Genomic DNA, 20908 nt, shown 5'->3' on the forward strand with positions numbered 1-20908 from the left:
TAATTTATAGCCCAAAAGCTTTTTTCACTTCGTCAAGCCTATCCAATTTCTCCCAAGTGAAAAGCTCGACTTCTTTTGTAATTTGGCCATTATATGGACTTTCAAAAGTTTTTGTAATCACTTCTGGATTTCTACCCATATGGCCGTAAGCTGCTGTTTCAGAATAAATGGGATTTCGAAGTTTTAATCTTTTTTCAATCGCGGCAGGGCGCATATTGAATATTTCCGAAACCTTTTTGGCAATTTCACCATCAGAAAGATTTACATTTTTAGAATTGTATGTATTTACCAAGATAGACGTGGGTTCCACAACGCCAATTGCGTAGGAGACCTGCACCAAAATCTCATCTGCAACACCTGCCGCAACAAGATTTTTGGCGATGTGTCTAGCGGCATAAGCCGCACTTCTATCAACTTTACTTGGATCCTTACCACTAAAGGCACCACCACCGTGAGCTCCTTTTCCGCCGTAAGTATCTACAATAATCTTTCTGCCCGTTAATCCCGTATCTCCGTGTGGCCCGCCGATCACAAACTTTCCTGTTGGGTTTATATGATAAACAATGGCATCATTAAACAATTTCTGAACGTAATCTGGAAGTAGCTTTTTTACCCTTGGAATTAAAATTTCTTCAATGTCTTTTTTGATTTTTTTCAGCATTGGTTCATCTTCATCAAAATCGTCGTGTTGGGTTGAAACCACAATCGCAACAATTTTCTGAGGCACATTATCGTCGCTGTATTCTATGGTCACCTGACTTTTTGAATCTGGGCGCAGGTATTTTATTTCGTCGTCCTCTCTTCGAAGGGACGCCAATTCAATCATTATTTTATGCGAAATATCCAAAGCCAAAGGCATATAATTTTCGGTTTCCTTTGTGGCGTAACCGAACATCATTCCTTGATCTCCTGCTCCTTGTTCCTCCTTGTTTTCACGGTCAACACCTTGGTTGATGTCTTGCGATTGCTCGTGGATAAGTGAAATGACGCCGCAAGAATCACCGCTGAATTTATAGGCACCTTTTGTGTAACCTATCTTGTTGATTACGTCGCGCGCAATAGTTTGTACGTCAAGGTAGGTATTGCTTTTCACTTCGCCAGCTAGAACAACCTGTCCAGTGGTTACCAAAGTTTCGCAAGCTACTTTTGATTCAGGATCGAAAGCTAAAAAATTATCTAAAAGCGCATCGCTAATTTGATCCGCAACTTTATCTGGGTGTCCTTCAGAAACACTTTCCGAAGTAAATAAATAGGCCATAAACTGTGTTTAAAATTTTGTAAAAACTGTACACGACCTAAGACGAAATGACTTAAGACGTACGACTAAAAAAAATTCAAAAAGTATTTAGTCTTAAGTCCTACGTCAAGCAGTCGTAAGTCATTTTTAAGAAGATTTGACGGTCGCGATCAAGGGAAGTTTTCACTGCCTTTAGCATTTTTATCCCGTTTTTTCGATCGTTGAGTGGAGTCGAAGCGGTGGGATCTCATCCTCGGTAATTCCGATTCTGAAGAGGTTGCAATCAGTCAAATCTTTCCTCTTAAATTGTCTTGGCAAAAGTAGAAAAATTAAATGAAATTCAATTTTATTTAAAGTTTTTTGACAAAACATTAGGTTATTAAATTTTTCTGACGCTATATTTGCACTCACAAAGTTCAAACCTTTATTGAAATGTTATCAAGAAAGGCCGAGGGATTAGACCCTATGACGCCTTAGCAACCCTTTCTCCGGAATGAAGGTGCTACATTCTACAACAATTCTGATTTTTTTTTAGAATTGACGATAGATAACGACAAGACAATTTCTTTTCTGAAATTGCTTTTCATTTATTCTTTTTAACATTTTTCTATTTTTTCGCTGCGGCGGATTGATCTTTTGTTTTAATCTTTTTTATTAACTCAAAAAAACTAGAAAAATGAGTACACAAAACAATTTCGCAACAAACTTGTTGCACGCAGGACACGATGTAACCGCTACCGGAGGCACCCGAGCGGTGCCAATTTACCAAACTTCAAGTTACGTTTTTAAAAACAGCGACCACGCTGCAAACGTGTTCAATCTTTCGGAGCCCGGATTTATCTATTCACGCCTAAACAATCCAACTTGTGATATTTTGGAAAAACGTTTGGCAGCTTTGGAAGGAGGTATCGGTGCCGTTACTACAGCCTCTGGCGCATCTGCTATTTCCACTGCATTGTTGACATTACTTCGCGCTGGCGATCACATTGTAGCATCCAGCAGTTTATATGGCGGAACTTTCAATTTACTGAATGTTACTTTACCGCGTTTGGGAATTACAACCACGTTTGTAGACGGTTCCGATCCCGAGAATTTTGGAAAAGCCGTTAAAGAAAATACCCGCGCCATTTTTATCGAATCTCTTGGAAACCCGAAGTTGGACGTTTTGGATATTGAAGGAATTGCCACTGAAGCGAAAGAAAATAAAATTCCGCTAATTGTTGACAATACAGTCGCTTCGCCCGCTTTGTTGAATCCAATTGCTTATGGTGCAAACATTGTAATCCATTCGCTTACAAAGTACATCAACGGAAACGGTACAACTCTTGGCGGCGCAATTATTGACGCTGGCAATTTTGATTGGACCAATGGAAAATTCCCTGAATTCACCGAACCTTCCGCTGGCTATCACGGACTGGTTTATTCCGAAGTCTTAAAGGGAGCCGCTTTCATCGCAAAAGTACGTCTTGAAGGACTTCGCGATTTTGGTGCGGCATTGAGTCCGTTTAGTGCTTTTCAAATTATTCAAGGTTTAGAGACTTTGGAAATTCGAATTAAAAAACACAGTGAAAACGCCTTGAAATTCGCTAAATGGCTTCAGGGTCGTGAAGAAGTGGCTTGGGTAAATTATCCTGGTTTAGAAGATAATCCATATTTCAGCGTTGCGCAAAAATACCTTCCCGAAGGACAAAGCGGTCTGGTTACTTTCGGTGTTAAAGGTGGTTTTGAAACTGCTAAAAAAGTAGTTGATAACGTGAAATTATTTTCACTTCTGGCAAATATCGGAGATACAAAATCCCTGATAATTCATCCCGCAAGTACTACGCACCAACAATTGAGTGAAACTGCTCAAGCTGCCGCAGGTGTGAGTCAGGATTTGATACGGCTTTCTATCGGACTAGAAAATATTGAAGATCTAACTTCAGATTTGGAACAAGCTTTCAAAAGTGTTTTTAAGGAACAGCTGGTTTAATATAGAATTTTGTCTCACGTCTCATCTCTAAAAAAATGTCTCACATCTCAAGTCTAACAATACCAGATTACACCACCCAAAGTGGCTTCCAATTCAAAAATCTACCATTAACTTATCAAATTTTTGGGAAGGAATTGGGTACGGCTCCCGTGGTTTTGGTAACGCACGCGCTTACTGGAAACAGCAATGTATGTGGCGAAAATGGCTGGTGGAAATCTTTGATTGACTCTGAAAAGTGCATTGATCTTGATCGATATACCATTCTTTCTTTCAATGTTCCGGGAAATGGCTGCGATGGTTTTCTAATTGAAAATTACGAAGACATTAGTATTTATGATGTGGCACAATGGTTTTTGATTGGGTTGGAACAACTTGAAATACCGTCGGTTTTTACGGCAATCGGCGGTTCATTAGGGGGAAGCATTCTTTGGCAAATGGCAGTTTTGAAACCTAATCTGTTTCAGAATTTTATTCCTATTGCAACTGATTGGAAAGCTACAGATTGGGTAATCGCTCAATGTAGAGTCCAAAAGCAGATTTTAAATAATTCTGAAAATCCTGTTCACGATGCTCGTGTTCATGCAATGACTTTCTATAGAACGCCGCAATCTTTTAAGCAGAAATTTAATAGAAGTTTGAAGCAACTTGAGAATATTTATAATGTAGAAAGTTGGTTGCTTTATCACGGCGAAACATTGAATAAGCGCTTTAAGTTACAAGCCTATAAATTGATGAATCACTTACTGATGACCGCAGATTTTGAGACCGAAAATCACTTTTATGATTTAGCCTCAAAAATTGAAGGAAATATCTACTTAATAGGAATCGATAGCGATGGATTTTATTTAAATGAAGAGATAAAAGAGACTTATTCATTATTAAAACCTAGAAAAAACAACGTGCATTTTGCCGAAATAAATTCCATTCACGGACACGATGCATTTTTAATAGAATATAAACAATTGGCGGGAATTCTGAACCCCATTTTTAATTCAGAAATCGTACCTGCTGATTGGCAGGAAATTACAAAAACAACAGAATATGAGCACGCAAGTATTAGATAATCCGGTTTTAAGCCGAATTGACTTAAATAATATAAAAAAGAAAAAAATAAACATCGCCATTTTCGGTCACGGAAATGTGGGCAGGCATCTGGTAGATCAAATAATCTCTTCAAAGGAGGAAATCTCAAGAAGACGCGATTTAGACTTGAATATTTTCGCGATTGCAAATTCAAAAACCGTGTTGCTTCAGCAAAAGGGGTTAAAGAAAGATTGGCTGGAAGAAAAGGCCGAATCTGGACAGTCGTATAATGTGCAGGAAGTAATCTCTTTTGCTAAAACCAAAAACCTTCAAAACCTGATTTTGGTAGATAACACTGCGGATGCTGACTTTGTCCACAATTATTCAACTTTTGTTGAAAACGGGTTTCACTTGGTTTCTTCCAATAAAATCGCCAACACTTTGGATTTGGGATTCTATAAGGATCTTCGCGAAAAACTGACTTTAAAAAAACGTCAGTATTTATATGAAACAAATGTTGGCGCAGGGCTTCCGTTGATAGATACGATCAAGCTTTTACACCTTTCGGGAGAAAACATTACACGGATTCGAGGTGTGTTTTCAGGATCTTTGAGTTATATTTTTAATACTTTTTCTGCAGAAGATAGATCGTTTAGTTCCGTTTTAAGAACTGCAATTGATAAAGGATTTACAGAGCCAGACCCGCGCGAAGACCTTTGTGGTAATGACGTTGGACGCAAATTGCTTATCTTGGCTCGTGAATTGGATTTGCACAATGAGTTAGCAGATATTTCCATTCAAAACTTGATTCCAAAAGATTTACGCAATGTTTCCAAAGAGGAGTTTTTGGAGCGTTTAAAGGAATTGGACGTTCCATTTCAAATCAAAAAGAAGAACCAAGCAAAGGACTCTGTTTTTCGCTATGTTGCAGATTTGCACGGCGATTTGTCTAAAGAAACAGGTGCGCTTTTAGATGTTTGTTTAGTGTCTGTTCCAAAAAACAGTATGTTGGGCGCTTTAAAAGGTAGCGATTCTATTTTTGAAATATACACTGAATGTTATGGCGATAATCCAATCGTTATCCAAGGAGCCGGCGCGGGAGCAGCGGTTACTGCTCGCGGAGTGTTTGGAGATATTTTGAGAATAAGCGACAAAGATTAAAACAAATGAGACTTAAGACCGCTGCGCTATAGGACGTAAGACATAAGACAAGAAAATTTAAAAATATTAATTAGTCCTACGTCTTATGTCCTACCGTCTTAGGTCATTTTTTTAATGGACGCTCTATACATTACCGTTCTACGTCATTCCAAAAATAATTTTAAAAAAACATATAACTATGAAAGTTAACTTAGAAAGAAAAAACGACAAGTATCTATTTGAAGCCAAAGGCGCATCTGGTGTTCCAGTCTTAATAGATAATAAAACCGACGAAGCTTCAAGAGGAGCAAGTCCAATGGAATTAATATTAATGGGCGTTGGGGGTTGTAGCGCCATAGATGTTGTTTCAATATTAAAAAAGCAACGTCAGGAAATTACTTCCTATAAAATGGAAGTGGAAGGCCAAAGAAAAGATACCGGGGATGCAAAACCTTTTGAAGCAATTCACGTAAACCTTCATCTGGAAGGTGAAATTGATGAAGCAAAAGCTATCCGTGCAGCAGCTTTGAGTTTTGAGAAATACTGCTCTGTTTCAATAACAATGCAGGCTTCGGTAAAAGTTACGTATAGTATTGTTCTCAACGGAAAGTCTTTAAATGTATTGGATATATAAGAAAAGACCTAAGACTTAAGACCGCTGGCTCCTCCGCTAGCCTACTACGCCGAAGTGGCTACGAAGGCCGTAAAGCTTCTGAGGCACGCGGACGCTTTAAGACGTAAGACGCTGACTCGGGTCCGTCTGAGATTGCGAACCTTATCTACCCTTACCTTTATGAAAGCGCCCTTTTTCTTTGCGAACTCTGCGCCTCAGCGGTGAGCTTTTTACCGCCAAGGCGCAAAGAACGCAGAGTTTTAAGAGTTTTTAATTTAGTTAGACAATGGACAAAAAATTAGTCCTACGTCATCCTGATAAATAAAAAACAGAGATCTTTTGGAATACCTTATAGTTCTATCAAAATATCAAAACAATGAATACAATTCAAAAAGCATTACAAGACCGAATACTAATCCTTGATGGTGCAATGGGCACGATGTTGCAGCGTTATAAATTTTCAGAGGAAGATTTTCGTGGCGAGCGCTTTAAAGATTTTCATAAATCGGTGAAAGGGAACAACGATTTAATTTCACTTACACAACCGCAGGCAATCGCTGAAATTCATTCAAAATACTTTGCGGCTGGCGCTGATATTGCAGAAACCAATACGTTCTCTAGCACCACGATAGCAATGGCAGATTATGATATGCAGGATTTGGTTTACGAATTAAATTACGAATCCGCCAGAATCGCAAAAAAAGTAGCTGAGGAATTCACGAAAAAGGAACCGAACAAACCTCGTTTTGTAGCCGGTGCAATGGGCCCTACCAACAAAACGGCAAGTATGAGTCCTGATGTAAACGATCCTGGGTTTCGTGCTATTTCCTTTGAGCAATTACGGGTTGCATACAGACAACAAGCTGAAGCTTTGATTGATGGTGGCGTGGATCTTCTCTTGGTTGAAACCATTTTTGATACGTTGAACGCCAAAGCAGCACTTTTTGCAATTGACGAAATAAAGGAAGAGCGAAACCTCGATATCCCGATAATGATAAGCGGAACAATAACCGATGCTTCGGGAAGAACCCTTTCTGGACAAACGGCCGAAGCATTTTTGATTTCAATTTCACATATTCCACTGTTGAGCGTAGGTTTCAATTGTGCTTTGGGCGCCAAACAACTCACGCCCCATTTGGAAGTGATAGCAAACCGCACCAATCTTGCCGTGAGCGCCTATCCAAATGCCGGATTACCAAACGCTTTTGGAGAATATGATGAAAGTCCGGCGCAAATGGCAGAGCAGGTAAAAGAATATTTAGAAAAGCAGTTGGTAAACATAATCGGTGGATGTTGCGGTACAACCCCCGAACATATAAAAGCCATTGCGGAAATCGCTTCCCAATATAAACCAAGATCTGTTTTTCAAACTAAAAATCTAGCAGTATGATTCCCACAAAAAGAGAAGTTGAAGCAGCTTGTAACCGCGTAAAACCTTATGTTCACAATACTCCGGTTTTAAAATCATCTTATTTAAATGAACTTTCTGGCGCCGAAATTTTCTTTAAATGTGAGAACTTTCAAAAAATGGGAGCTTTTAAAATGCGTGGCGCAACAAATGCTATTTTACAGCTTTCCGAAGCCCAGAAAAGGGCCGGAGTTGTAACACATTCCTCAGGAAATTTTGCGCAAGCCTTGTCCTTAGCGGCGAGAAATCTGGGTGTAAAAGCGTACATCGTAATGCCTGAAAATGCACCGCAAGTAAAGAAAGATGCTGTTAAAGGTTACGGTGGGATTATTACTGAATCGGAATCCACGTCAACCGCTCGTGAACAAGAAGCTGAGCGAATCCAAAAAGAAACTGGGGCAACTTTTATTCATCCGTCCAACGATAAAAATGTGATTCTTGGCAATGCAACTTCGGCAGCAGAATTGCTTGAATCGCATCCCGATTTAGATTATGTTTTTACTCCTGTTGGTGGCGGCGGATTACTTGCTGGAACTTCACTTTCAGTAAAGTATTTCGGTGCTAGTTGTAAAACTATTGGAGGTGAACCTTTTGAAGTTGATGATGCTTTCCGAAGTCTTCAATCTGGAAAAATAGAATTAAACGACACTGCAAACACCATTGCCGACGGGTTAAAAACCTTCCTGGGCGATATCAATTTTCCAATAATAAGAGAATTGGTTTCAGAAATAATTAGGGTTGAAGAAACTGAAATTATTGCGGCAATGAAACTCATTTGGGAACGGATGAAAATAATTGTAGAGCCTAGTAGCGCGGTCGCCTTAGCAGCTTTACTTCGAGATAAAGAAAGATTTAAAAATAAAAAAGTAGGAATAATCCTTTCCGGTGGAAATGTGGATTTGAAGAATTTACCGTTTTGACCCCCAGCTTCTAGAGGGGAACTTCAAATAGTCCCTTTAGGGTTGGGTAATAAAGAAAATTGGTCTTATAGAAATTACCATTCTAAAACTTTGCGTTATCTGCGCCTTTGCGGTGGAATAATTTACCGGAAAGGTGCAAAGAACGCAGAGAGAAAAATATACAATGAAAAACAAAAATTATCTAAAATTATCAGGCTTAGAGCCGCTTATCATAACTCCTGAAAGCAATTTCATAAACGTGGGAGAGCGCACTAATGTTGCTGGTTCAAAGAAATTCCTTCGGCTTATAAAAGACAGAAATTTTGAAGAAGCCCTTTCCGTGGCTCGGGAGCAGGTTGAAAATGGCGCGCAGATCATCGACATAAATATGGACGATGGATTGATTGATGGGAAAGAGGCGATGGTGAAATTCCTGAATCTCGTAATTGCAGAACCGGATATTTCTCGAGTTCCAATTATGATCGATAGTTCTAAGTGGGAAATAATTGAAGCCGGATTACAGGTGGTGCAAGGCAAATGTGTGGTGAATTCTATTAGTTTAAAAGAGGGTGAAGAGGAATTCATCCATCACGCAAAATTGATAAGGCGCTATGGCGCTGCTGTGATTGTAATGGCTTTTGATGAAACAGGACAAGCTGATAATCTTAAACGCAGAATTGAAATCGCCAAGCGTTCGTATGATATTTTGGTGAATCAAGTGAAATTTGCGCCAGAAGATATCATTTTCGATTTAAACATTTTTCCTATTGCAACGGGAATGGATGAACATCGAAAGAATGCAATCGATTTTATTGAGGCCACGCGTTGGGTTCGTGAAAATCTACCGTATGTGAGCGTGAGTGGTGGAGTTAGTAACGTTTCTTTTAGTTTCCGTGGGAATGACCCAGTTCGGGAGGCGATGCATTCCGTTTTTTTATATCACGCAATTCAGGCTGGAATGAATATGGGCATTGTCAATCCTACTATGTTGGAGATTTACGATAATATTCCAAAGAATTTGTTGGAGCACGTTGAAGACGTAATGTTCGACCGCCGTGATGATGCCACAGAGCGTTTGCTGGATTTTGCCGAATCAGTAAAAGGAAGTGCGAAGGAAAGTAAAAAAGATCTTTCCTGGCGGGAGGAACCTTTACAAAATCGAATAACTAGAGCCTTGGTAAAGGGAGTGGATGAATTCATTCTTGAAGACATTGAAGAAGCTCGCCAACTTGCCCCCAAGCCTATTGAAGTAATAGAAGTGAACCTAATGACCGGAATGAATGTGGTTGGCGATCTTTTTGGAAGTGGAAAAATGTTTTTGCCACAAGTTGTGAAGAGTGCGAGGGTGATGAAAAAAGCGGTGGCATATTTACTTCCGTTCATTGAAGAGGAGAAATTGAAGAATCCGCAAGTTGATGATTCAATAAACGCTGGCCGGATATTAATGGCTACTGTAAAAGGAGATGTTCACGACATAGGAAAAAACATTGTAGGCGTTGTTTTGGCTTGCAACAATTATGAAATCATAGACTTGGGCGTGATGGTTCCGCCAGAAAAAATAATTGCAACTGCGAAAGAACGAAATGTGGATGCCATTGGATTAAGTGGGTTGATAACGCCTTCCTTGGACGAAATGGTTTTTTTGGCAAAAGAAATGCAGCGACAAAATTTTAAGGTTCCTTTATTAATTGGAGGCGCAACAACTAGTAGAGCGCATACGGCAGTAAAAATTGATCCGGAGTACGAATGTGCGGTTGTTCATATAAACGATGCTTCACGTGCGGTGACAGTTGTTGGAGATTTGCTTAAAAAGGAAACTTCAGGAGCTTATAAAGAAAACTTAAAAAAGGAATATGACGATTTCCGAGTAAATTTCCTAAAACGTCAAAAAGTAAAAACCTACTTGCCTATTTCAGAAGCAAGGAAAAACAAGTTTCAAATTGATTGGAAAACGTCTGAAATTACAAAACCGAAACAATTGGGTGTTCACAGCCTGAAAGATTTCGATTTAAACCTCTTACGCGATTATTTAGACTGGACCCCATTTTTTAGAAGTTGGGAGTTACACGGAAAATATCCAGGCATACTGACAGATGAAGTGGTGGGCGAACAAGCCACCGAATTGTTTGAGGAGGCGAAACAAATGCTCGATAAATTAATTTCAGAAAAACTATTAACAGCTCGTGCGGTTTTTGGAATTTTTGAAGCCAATACCGTAAATGATGATGATGTAGAAGTAAGCCTCCCAGCCCCCAAAAGGGGAGCTCATTTCACAAAGAATCTCTCAACAGTTGGGGACGGGGAGATTTTCAGAACTCTCCGCCAACAATCCCAAAAAGCAAAAGGTAAACCCAATATTGCTTTAGCAGATTTTATTGCGCCTAAGGAAACAGGAATTCAGGATTATATGGGCTGTTTCTGTGTGAGTACCGGTTTTGGAACTGCGGAATTAGCGACCAAATATGTGGAGAATCACGACGACTATAATGCTATTATGGTTAAAGCGCTGGCGGACCGCTTGGCGGAGGCTTTTGCAGAATATTTGCACAAGCAAGTACGAACAGAATATTGGGGCTATGCTACCGAAGAAAATCTTTCTAACGAAGATCTCATTTCAGAAAAATACAAAGGAATCCGTCCCGCACCTGGGTATCCTGCTTGTCCCGATCATTTGGAGAAACAAACTATTTGGGAGCTTTTAAAAGTAAAAGAAACCATAGATGTAGAACTAACAGAAAGTATGGCTATGTGGCCAGCGGCATCTGTTTCAGGATATTATTTTGGCAATCCGGAAGCGCGTTATTTTGGCGTTGGAAAAATTAAGACAGACCAAATTGAAGATTTCGCAAAGCGGAAAAATATGAATTTAGATGAAGCCACAAATTGGCTGAAACCAAACTTAGCCCCCTAAATCCCCCGAAGGGGGACTTTTATAAACGGAATGAAAATAAAGATAAAATGATAAGGAAATTAAAATTCAAAAGTTTAACCGCCACTATTCCCCCTTCGGGGGCCAGGGGGCTATTCCTCCTTCGGGGGCTAAGGAGCCTATGAAAGTTACAGAACACATAAAAAACGGCAACGGGAAAACACAATTTTCGTTCGAGATTTTACCGCCTTTAAAGGGTGAAAATATACATTCCATTTTTGAAAATATTGATCCATTGATGGAGTTTAAGCCACCTCATATCAATGTTACTTATCATCGTGAGGAATACATTTATAAGGAATTAAAAAACGGTCTGCTTGAAAAGAAGATTGTCAGAAAACGACCAGGAACCGTTGGGATTTGTGCCGCAATCCAAAACCGATATCAGGTGGATGCCATTCCTCATATTCTCTGTGGAGGTTTTACTAAAGAAGAAACAGAGAATTTTTTGATAGACCTTCAGTTTTTGGGAATCCAAAACGTTATGGCTTTAAGAGGTGACGCTGTTAGAAGTGAAACCTATTTCACCCCTGAAAAGAACGGTCATAAATACGCTGGCGACTTGGTTTCGCAAATAAACTTTATGAACAAAGGTTGCTATCTTGAAGAGGAACTTCAAAATACATTTCCAACAGATTTTTGTGTGGGTGTTGCGGGATATCCCGAAAAGCATATGGAAGCGCCAAGCAGTGAAAGTGATATCCATTTCCTGAAGAATAAAATAAAAAATGGAGCGGAATATATTGTGACACAGATGTTTTTCGACAACGAAAAGTATTTCAAATTTGTGGAAAAATGTAGGGCAGAAGGCATTAATGTTCCCATCATCCCGGGTTTAAAACCAATTGCAGTGAAGTCTCACCTCAATTTAATTCCGCATAGATTTAAGGTAGATTTGCCGGATGCTTTGGTTAAAGAGGTGGTAAAGGCAAAAGACAACAAAGCCGTTCGGCAAATTGGAATTGACTGGTGCGTGCAGCAAAGCAAGGAACTCACAAAAGCTGGAGTGCCGTTTCTGCATTATTATTCAATGGGAAAAAGCAGCAATATTAAAAAAATTGCATCCCAAGTATTTTAATTGGAAAAGAAAATAAGTGCTTTCCAACAATGTTTCGAGATTAGTTTATCTTTACCGCCGTTGAAAAAAATATGAAGCACTTTCTTTTTCTATTCACAGCATTCCTTTTAAGTTTTCCACTCTTTTCGCAGGAAAAGGAACTGAAACCTGTTTCCCTTGAAGCAGATTTTTTCTATGGAAGTATTTTGGAACACAATCCGGATATTCAGCATTTAATTACTGGGCATCCTACCGGGCTTATTCTTTCATATAACAGAAAGTCTTATGGCTTTAATGAATGGCAGCGACGCTATAATAATCCTGATTGGGGTTTTACTATGGCATTTCAAAATTTGCACAATGAGTTTTTGGGGACGGCCGTGAGTGCTTATGGTCACTATAACTGGTATTTTCTAAAAAGGCACCTAATGCTTCGTGTTGGCCAAGGAATAGCCTATGTTGACAGTCCTTTTGATACAGATACCAACTATAATAACAACGCATACGGAAGTCATTTTTTAAGTTCCACCTTTTTAAAGGGAAATTTTGTACGTGAGAATTTGTGGAAAGGTTTAGGCTTTCATGCGGGGTTTACTATTATCCATTACAGTAATGCAAATTTTAAGGCGCCAAACAACAGCACTAATACCTTTGCGCTGAATGCTGGACTTAGCTATCAATTGGATTATAAAGAATTTCCTGAAATTATTCAAAAGGAAGATTCTCTTAGTAGAACGCACGCGGAAAGATTTAAATATAACCTTGCTTTTAGAACCGGGATAAACGAAAGCGATGTCGTTGGTCTAGGCCAAGAACCCTTTTATGTGATTTCGGCTTTTGTTGATAAACGTATAAATTATAAAAGCACCTTCACTGCTGGGGTAGATGTTTTTTTCTCCACATTTTTAAAGGAATTAATCACGTATCGCTCCATTGCCTATCCAGAAGATGGACTTTCGGGCGACGAAGATTATAAACGGGTTGGTGTTTTTGTAGGTCATGAATGGCGTTTTAATAAAGTTGCATTTGTTAGCCAACTGGGTTATTATGTGTATTGGCCCTATGCTTTTGAAAACAGGGTTTACAATCGTTTGGGACTGAAACGCTATTTCTTTAACGACAAGATATTTGCAGCCATAACCGTACATGCGCATTGGGCAAAGGCGGAAGCAGTAGAGTTTGGAATTGGATACAGATTGTAAGTTCCCCTCGATCTCTTCCTACGGCAGCAAGCCCAACGGGGGAATATGAAATTTTTGATATGATGAAAAATATAGTTTACGTTGCGTTTATCTTTCTTTTTCTAGGATGTAGTTCTGACAAGAGTTGGGATTGTGTCCAAAAAGCCGGGAATATTGTGCAAACGGAAATTTCCGTTCCTGAATTCACAAAAATCCTAGTTTGGGAACGCACAAAACTTTTTGTACAACAAGGCGATGTACAAAAGGTGGTAATTGAATCTGGTGAGAACTTAATGAGCGATATTGAGGTTTCAGTTATGGATGGTCTGCTAGAAATTCATAATAATAACGCCTGCAATCTCGTTCGCGATTATGGCTTGACAAAGGTTTATGTAACAACACCGAACATTACAGATATTCGCAGTAGTACTGGATTGGCTGTGGAAAGTATAGGTGTATTACGTTTTCCAAGTCTTAGCATAACTTCCGAAGATTCTCAGATTGAGGATCAGTATCACGTTGATGGTGATTTCAGACTTAATTTAGAGGTGGAGAACTTAACAGTGACAGCCAATGGACTTTCTAAAATCTATTTAGAAGGAAGTGCAACCAATGCTGTAATGGGGCTATATTCTGGTGATTGCAGAATATACTCCGAAGACTTGATTGTCCAAGATTTAATGCTTTACCATAGAAGTACTGGTCCTATGGTTGTTAATCCACAGCAATCCATTAAAGGAGAAATAGTGAGCCTGGGGAATGTGATTTCAAAAAACAAACCGGCAATTATTGAGGTAGAGGAATTATATCGCGGGAGACTTATTTTTGAATAGTCAGTTCAGAAAACAACTTCTCCAGGGTAGTATTCTTTTGATGGAGCTGAAGAATTTTTAATCCATTATCGTGAGCGAAATCGAAAACTTTCCCTCTCATATCCTGTTCCGTTTGAAAATATAATTGGTAAACAAAACCCACAGAGTTTTCCACTTTATCAATTTTAGGAAGTCTTTGTAGTGCAATTTCTTCTACTCGGTAATCAAACTCCACTTCAATAATTTGCTGCTTGTTGTTTTTTAGCTCAGAAAGCTTTTTGTCCAGAACAATTTCGCCTTTGTTTATAATTATTACGCGGTCGCAAATAGCTTCCACTTCCTGCATAATATGTGTAGAAAGCAGGACCGTTTTTCCTGCCTGCCCGTTTGGAAGGTCCTTTCCTACGTCTTTGATTAATTGCCTAATTTCAATCAACTGATTTGGATCTAAACCTGTCGTAGGCTCATCAAGAATCAATACTTCTGGATCGTGCAGAAGCGCATTTGCAAGCCCAACACGTTGGCGATACCCTTTGGAAAGTTGCCCTATTTTCTTGTTTGCTTCAGACGATAGTCCGGTTTTTTCTATCACGTCTTCAACTTCAGATTTCGGAATATTATAAATTCCTGCATTGAAAAGTAAATATTCCCGCACGTACATATCTAGATAAAGCGGATTGTGTTCAGGCAGATATCCAACGCTACTCTTTACGTCAATGGCTTCCTTAGTAACATCATAACCATTTACAATAGCAATCCCTTCCGAAGCGGGAAGAAAAGTGGTCAAAATCTTCATCATGGTTGATTTTCCGGCACCGTTAGGACCTAGAAAGCCAACGATCTCTCCTTTCTCAATTGTAAAGGAGACATTGTTTAATGCTTTTTGATCACCGTAAGTTTTAGTGATGTTTTCTACGTGTATTGACATATTTTCAGAAGTTGAACAAAGTTAAGCAAATAAAAAAATGAAAAAAGTCTTTTCGGTTTTTAATAAATGTTTACATTAGCAATCTATTAATATCACAATGAGCACAATTTTTACTTTTAACAACTTTTGGTTTTTCTATTTTAAAGATAGAACCGGGATTGTTATATAGTTAATCGAACCATAAAACATTTAAAGTCCCGGAAATTTTTTCCGGGACTTTTTTTTTAACCTAAATCTTCAATACTATGAGCATTAAAATAGCTATTCAAGGAATAGAATCTTCCTTTCATCACCTTGCCGTACAGAAACTTTTCCCAAACAACAACGTAACCTTGATGCCTTGTGATAGTTTTGATAAAGTAACAGGAACTATCACAGATTTAAGTGCAGATTTTGGAGTGATTGCCATTGAAAACTCGATCGCAGGTTCCATTTTGCCAAACTATACTTTGATAGATCGTGAAGATCTTCAGATTTTGGATGAGGTTTATCTAAACATCGATATGTATGTTATGGCTTTGGAGGGCGAAACCCTTCATACCATAGACGAAATCCATTCCCACCCCGTGGCGTTGCAACAATGTAAAGATTATTTAATGCGCGTTCAGCCACATTGTAAGATCGTGGAGGGTAAAGACACTGCTTCTGAAGCGAGAAGAATTAAGGAAGGAAATCTAAAAGGAGTGGCTACAATCGCCGGGAAACAGGTTGCCGAACGCTACGGACTAAAAATACTTGACAGTCATGTGCAAAGTTTGAAAGAAGATAAAACAAGATTTGTGGTTTTGGGCAGAAAAACTGAAGCTTCGCCTATTGAGGCCAATAAAGCTTCCCTAAAGTTTATCTTGGACCATGAGGTTGGCAGTCTGTCTAACGTCTTGCAACTGCTCAATACTTTCGGTATTAACTTGACTAAAATTCAATCGCTGCCCATTCCTGAAAAGCCGTGGGAATATGCTTTCTTTGTAGATGTTCTTTTTGAGGACCAGGAACTTTTTTCTGAAGTAATCTCGATGCTTGGCAAAACCGTAAAAGAATTAAAGATTTTAGGCGTTTACAAACAGAACCTTGAAAACACACCTAGTAATCTTTCTAAAAATTTAGTGAATGGAAAATAGTAAATCATTAGGCAATTGGCTCAATACCATGAAGCTTGCACACCCTTTGGTTATTGCAGGACCTTGCAGCGCAGAAACGGAGGAGCAAGTATTAAAAATAGCACATCAGCTTAAAGAAACCGATGCTACAGTTTTACGTGCCGGAATCTGGAAACCAAGAACACGTCCTGGGAATTTTGAAGGCGTAGGTGCTTTGGGATTGAAATGGCTTCAAAAAGCAAAACAGGAAACTGGATTGATGATTGCAACCGAAGTTGCAAACGCAAATCACGTAGATCTAGCCTTAAAACACGATATTGATATTCTATGGATTGGCGCCCGCACAACTGTTTCACCTTTTATAGTGCAGGAAATTGCAGATGCCTTAAAGGGAACTGACAAAATTGTATTGGTCAAAAATCCAGTGAATCCTGATTTAGCATTGTGGTTGGGAGCTGTGGAACGATTTTATGAATGTGATATAAAAAACTTGGGCGTAATTCACAGAGGTTTTTCCACCTATGAAAAAACGCGATACCGCAACAATCCCGAATGGCAGATCCCGATTGATCTTCAGAATAAATTTCCAGATTTGCCGCTTATTTTAGATCCCTCACACATTGCGGGACGAAGGGATATCATTTTTGATCTGTGCCAAACCGCACTCGATCTAAACTATGACGGGTTGATGGTAGAAACACATTTTGATCCAGATAACGCCTGGAGTGATGCTGCACAACAGATCACGCCTGAGACATTAGATCAAATGACGGTAGATTTAAGAATTAGAAAGCAAGAAGGGGATGCGGTTGAGTTTAAAAACAAGCTAAGCACTTTGCGAACTAGAATTGATGTTTTAGATCATCAATTGATTGATTCTTTGGGGAAACGTATGAAAATAGCCGATGATATTGGTGCGCTGAAAAAGAAGAACAACGTCGCCATTCTGCAAACAAAACGATGGAACGAGATTTTAGGGAAAATGATTTTGGAAGGAGATGAAAACAAACTGAGCGAAGAATTTATTTTGAAGATTTTTAAAGCAATCCATCAGGAATCTATTAGTCATCAGAAAAAGGTGATTAATGATTAGAGTCAAAAGTATTATTAAGTACTTTCGTAATTCTTGAAACTTTGAACATTGAACTTTAAATTAAAATGAAAGGTCTTGTCTATAAATCTACCGGAAGCTGGTATTCCGTTAAAGCTGAAAATGGAACTTTTTACGAATGTCGTATAAAAGGAAAATTCCGAATGGGTGGTATTAAAAGTACGAACCCTGTAGCGGTGGGAGATCACGTAGATTTCGACATTGATAAAAAAGGCGATGACACTGTTGGGGTTATTAAACATATTGATCCGCGCGATAACTACATCATCCGGAAATCTGTGAATCTTTCTAAACAGACCCACATCATTGCGGCAAATATAGATGTGGCTTTTATGTTGGTCACTTTAAACAATCCGCCAACATTTACCACTTTTATCGATCGATTTCTGATTACAGCGGAAGCATATCATATTAAAGCAGTTTTACTATTTAATAAAATTGACACGTATAATGAAGATGAACTCCTAGAAATAAAATTTCTTGCTGCTACCTATCGAAAAATCGGGTACGAATGTATCGGTATTTCTGCTATTACAGGAAAAAATATTGATAAAGTAAAGCTCTTGATGAAAGATAAGGTTACCATGTTTTCAGGCCATAGCGGCGTGGGAAAATCTACCTTGGTAAATATCATTGAACCGGGCTTAGATCTAAAAACCTCGAAAATTTCTGATCAGCATTCACAGGGACAACACACAACCACTTTTGCCGAAATGTACGATCTCTCCTTTGGCGGACAAATTATAGATACGCCGGGAATCAAAGGTTTTGGTGTGGTGGAAATAGACAAAGAGGAACTGGGGGATTATTTCCCTGAATTTTTTGAGCTAAAGGAACATTGCAAATTCAATAATTGTCTGCATTTGGAAGAACCCCAATGTGCAATAAAGGAAGCGCTGGAAAATGAAGAAATAGCTTGGTCCCGCTACAAAAGTTATTTGCAGATTTTAGCAGGGGAGGAAGAACATTTTCGGAAGGATATATATGAGAAATAGAAACCAAATCTCAAATAATAAATCCCAAATTTCTGAAATTGAGTTTGTTAATACCACAATAAGCAATCGCCAATAAATAATAATTCCAGATGCGAGCATTAATCCAAAGAGTAAAAGAAGCATCCGTAACTATAGATAGAAGAATCTATTCCGAAATAGGACAGGGACTGCTCATTTTATTGGGAATTGAGGCTGAAGATACCCAAGAAGACATTAACTGGTTGGCGGGAAAAATAGCTCGTTTACGGATATTTTCTGATGAAAACGATGCGATGAATCTTTCCGTGCAGGATATTGATGGAGACTGCATGGTTGTAAGCCAATTTACACTTCACGCAAGCACAAAAAAAGGAAACCGTCCTTCATTCATCCATGCTGCAAAGCCCGAAATTGCTATTCCTCTTTATGAAAAGCTTCTACTTCAAATTGAAAATGAAACAAATAAGAAGGTTAAAACAGGATGTTTTGGAGCCATGATGGATGTGGCTTTAATCAATGACGGACCCGTTACCATTTGGATAGATTCAAAAAAGAGGGAATAATCTCTTAACTTTTTTTTAACCTTTCGAAATTTTTATATCTTGTGAAGCGATAAATAGATTTCATGAACAAGATTTTTTGCTTGGCATTTCTACTTTGCTCAGCTCCTATATTTGCCCAAAAGGACTATTCTTTAACTTCTATAAATAAGGAGCTAAAGGAAAATTCCAATAGTATTTTGATTGATGAATTGGTTGAGATAGACGTGAGCGACATCAATAAAATGAAAACTAAGACACATCGTGTAGTGGCAGTTCTCAACAAAATGGGTGACGGTGATACCAATCTTTTCGAATTTTATGACACCAACTCTCGTGTTAAAAATGTTGAGGTTCGTGTTTACAATGTCTTTGGTAAAGAAATAGACCGCTTCAAGAAGAAAAATTTTTTGGATGTAAGCCGTACGGGTAATAATATGTACGTAGATTCCAGAATGCTTTACCTAAATTATACACCAACAACCTATCCGTATATTGTAGTTTTTGACAGTGAAACTGAAACTGGTGATTCCGCTCACATCAGTCCTTGGTATCCTCTTGGCGGTTATGCAGAGAGCACTCAGAAAAGTGTTTTAAAAGTAACATTTGATCCTGCCAACAAACCGAAATACAAAGCTCAGAATCTAGAAGGTCATGACATCAGTATCTCTGAAACACCAGAAGATATAACCTTTAGCGCTTCTAACCTTAAGGCAATAAGATACGAAGAACACAGCCCTTCAAAAAGCAAAATTCTTCCTCATGTAACGGTGGCTCTTAATTCCTTTAAACTAAAAGGAACTTTAGGTTCTGGCAAGGATTGGCAAGAATTTGGAAGTTGGATGAATACGAGTCTACTTTCAAATGTAAATGAGCTTCCCCAAGGTACAGTTTTAAGAGTAAAAAGCTTGGTTGCCAACGAAACCACCAACGAGGCGAAAGCGCGAAAAATTTATCAATTTGTACAAGATAAGGTTCGTTACATCAGTATTCAAATTGGCATTGGTGGTTGGAAACCTATGCTCGCTACAGATGTGGATAAATTGAGTTATGGCGATTGCAAAGCCTTGACGAACTATACAAAATCGCTGTTGGACGTAGTTGGCGTTCCTTCCTATTACACTGTTTTGTACGGTAGTCATGCGGAAAGAGATATAATTTCAGACTTTACTTCTTTACAGGGAAATCACGTTATTCTGGGGATTCCTGATGGCGATGAAATAACCTGGCTGGAATGTACAAGTCAAGACACACCCTATGGCTATATCGGTAGTTTTACAGATGATAGAGATGTTTTGATTATAACCCCAGAAGGAGGAAAGATTTCACACACAAAAATCTATAAGACAGAAGAAAGCCTACAAAATAATGCTTCAAAAGTAAAAGTTAATGCGGATGGAAGTGTGACTGCTATTTTCGAAAGTATTTCTGAAGGACTTCAATATGAAGATAAGTATTTACTTCCGAAGAAAAAGAGGGAAGAAGTGGACGAGTACTACAAAAACCGCTGGAGCCATATCAATGGGTTTTCAGTTGACAATTTTGAATTTAAGGACGACCGGGAAAATATTTCTTTTTCTGAAAAGGTGGTATTAACGATACCGAATTATGCAAACCCTGTTGGCGAAGATTATCTTTTTTGCGCAAATATCTATAGTCAGAACATCTACATTCCACCGCGAATTGAAAACAGAAAGCAAAATCTTTATATAGGTTATGGATATTTGGATATCGACAGAGTTGAAGTCGAGATTCCTGAAAACTTTTCCATAGAGACGCTGCCAGAGTCAAAGGTTTTGGAAAATAAATTCGGAAAATATGAAATTACCTTTAGCAAAACTTCTGACAACATAATGACTTACAGTCGAAAACTTCGTATGGAAAAAGGCGAATACCCACCAGAGGAATATGAAAATTACCGTGATTTCTTACGGTCAATTTCACGGCTTGACAAAACGAAGATTCTCTTAAAACAAAACGTACAATAA

The 20908-nt window shown here is 38.7% G+C and carries 16 protein-coding genes, 1 pseudogene and 1 riboswitch; of the genes and pseudogenes, 15 read left to right on the plus strand and 2 right to left on the minus strand.

Translation table 11 applies throughout. From position 1 onward, the window contains the following. Positions 1-4: 4 nt before the first annotated feature. Positions 5-1258 (minus strand): methionine adenosyltransferase, encoded by a 1254-nt coding sequence (gene metK / locus G440_RS0117770; protein WP_026452529.1) that lies wholly within the window; start codon positions 1256-1258, stop codon positions 5-7. A gap of 411 nt (positions 1259-1669) precedes the next feature. Then, a riboswitch (SAM riboswitch) is annotated at positions 1670-1791 on the plus strand. Positions 1792-1913: 122 nt separating this feature from the next. Here metK and G440_RS0117775 point away from each other — a divergent pair. The 10 genes and pseudogenes from G440_RS0117775 to G440_RS0117820 all read left to right on the plus strand — a co-directional run bounded on the left by G440_RS0117775 (position 1914) and on the right by G440_RS0117820 (position 14292). Continuing rightward, complete coding sequence (locus G440_RS0117775; protein ID WP_026452530.1) at positions 1914-3209, plus strand: O-acetylhomoserine aminocarboxypropyltransferase/cysteine synthase family protein; 1296 nt, start codon at positions 1914-1916, stop codon at positions 3207-3209. Between the two features lie 35 nt (positions 3210-3244). Further along, positions 3245-4273 carry an alpha/beta fold hydrolase gene (locus G440_RS20350; RefSeq protein ID WP_034259937.1) on the plus strand — a complete coding sequence of 343 codons (1029 nt, stop codon included), beginning with the start codon at positions 3245-3247 and terminating at the stop codon, positions 4271-4273. 40 nt (positions 4274-4313) lie between these two features. Then, positions 4314-5393 (plus strand): annotated as a pseudogene (locus tag G440_RS0117785) (homoserine dehydrogenase family protein); the annotation flags it as partial. A 178-nt stretch (positions 5394-5571) separates the two neighbouring features. Beyond that, a complete protein-coding gene (locus tag G440_RS0117790; protein ID WP_026452532.1) occupies positions 5572-6006 on the plus strand; it encodes an OsmC family protein in 435 nt (144 codons plus the stop codon). 355 nt (positions 6007-6361) lie between these two features. Next, positions 6362-7375 carry a homocysteine S-methyltransferase family protein gene (locus G440_RS0117795; protein ID WP_026452533.1) on the plus strand — a complete coding sequence of 338 codons (1014 nt, stop codon included), beginning with the start codon at positions 6362-6364 and terminating at the stop codon, positions 7373-7375. Continuing rightward, entirely contained in the window at positions 7372-8313 is a 942-nt protein-coding gene (locus G440_RS0117800; RefSeq protein WP_026452534.1) for a threonine ammonia-lyase, read from the plus strand. The genes G440_RS0117795 and G440_RS0117800 overlap by 4 nt, the downstream gene beginning before the upstream one ends. A gap of 163 nt (positions 8314-8476) precedes the next feature. Then, positions 8477-11203, plus strand: a complete 2727-nt coding sequence (gene metH, locus G440_RS20355) for a methionine synthase (protein WP_084426903.1) — start codon at positions 8477-8479, stop codon at positions 11201-11203. Between the two features lie 139 nt (positions 11204-11342). Continuing rightward, complete coding sequence (gene metF, locus G440_RS0117810; RefSeq protein ID WP_026452535.1) at positions 11343-12299, plus strand: methylenetetrahydrofolate reductase [NAD(P)H]; 957 nt, start codon at positions 11343-11345, stop codon at positions 12297-12299. Between the two features lie 71 nt (positions 12300-12370). Beyond that, positions 12371-13480, plus strand: a complete 1110-nt coding sequence (locus G440_RS0117815) for an acyloxyacyl hydrolase (RefSeq protein WP_026452536.1) — start codon at positions 12371-12373, stop codon at positions 13478-13480. 59 nt (positions 13481-13539) lie between these two features. Further along, complete coding sequence (locus tag G440_RS0117820; protein WP_245574892.1) at positions 13540-14292, plus strand: head GIN domain-containing protein; 753 nt, start codon at positions 13540-13542, stop codon at positions 14290-14292. On the opposite strand, the gene gldA is transcribed toward G440_RS0117820, so the two are convergent. Next, the gene (gene gldA, locus G440_RS0117825) at positions 14279-15199 is read right to left on the minus strand and encodes a gliding motility-associated ABC transporter ATP-binding subunit GldA (protein ID WP_026452538.1); all 921 of its coding nucleotides are present in this window, start codon (positions 15197-15199) and stop codon (positions 14279-14281) included. The two genes, G440_RS0117820 and gldA, sit on opposite strands and share 14 nt — an antisense overlap. 245 nt (positions 15200-15444) lie before the next feature. Here gldA and G440_RS20360 point away from each other — a divergent pair, with 245 nt between their 5' ends. From G440_RS20360 to G440_RS0117850, 5 genes are all read left to right on the plus strand, one after another. Next, on the plus strand, positions 15445-16317 hold the full coding sequence (locus G440_RS20360) for a prephenate dehydratase (RefSeq protein ID WP_051285455.1): 873 nt from the start codon (positions 15445-15447) through the stop codon (positions 16315-16317). Then, positions 16307-17389, plus strand: coding sequence for a bifunctional 3-deoxy-7-phosphoheptulonate synthase/chorismate mutase type II (locus G440_RS0117835; RefSeq protein WP_026452539.1), 1083 nt, complete (start codon positions 16307-16309; stop codon positions 17387-17389). The genes G440_RS20360 and G440_RS0117835 overlap by 11 nt, the downstream gene beginning before the upstream one ends. A gap of 65 nt (positions 17390-17454) precedes the next feature. Continuing rightward, positions 17455-18402, plus strand: coding sequence for a ribosome small subunit-dependent GTPase A (gene rsgA / locus G440_RS0117840; protein ID WP_026452540.1), 948 nt, complete (start codon positions 17455-17457; stop codon positions 18400-18402). A gap of 89 nt (positions 18403-18491) precedes the next feature. Further along, positions 18492-18944: a D-aminoacyl-tRNA deacylase gene (gene dtd, locus G440_RS0117845; protein ID WP_026452541.1), complete on the plus strand. Its 453-nt coding sequence runs from the start codon at positions 18492-18494 to the stop codon at positions 18942-18944. Between the two features lie 62 nt (positions 18945-19006). After that, positions 19007-20908, plus strand: a complete 1902-nt coding sequence (locus G440_RS0117850; RefSeq protein ID WP_051285456.1) for a DUF3857 domain-containing protein — start codon at positions 19007-19009, stop codon at positions 20906-20908.

The sequence above is a fragment of the Aequorivita capsosiphonis DSM 23843 genome (assembly GCF_000429125.1).
In the GTDB taxonomy this organism is placed as follows: Bacteria; Bacteroidota; Bacteroidia; order Flavobacteriales; family Flavobacteriaceae; genus Aequorivita; species Aequorivita capsosiphonis.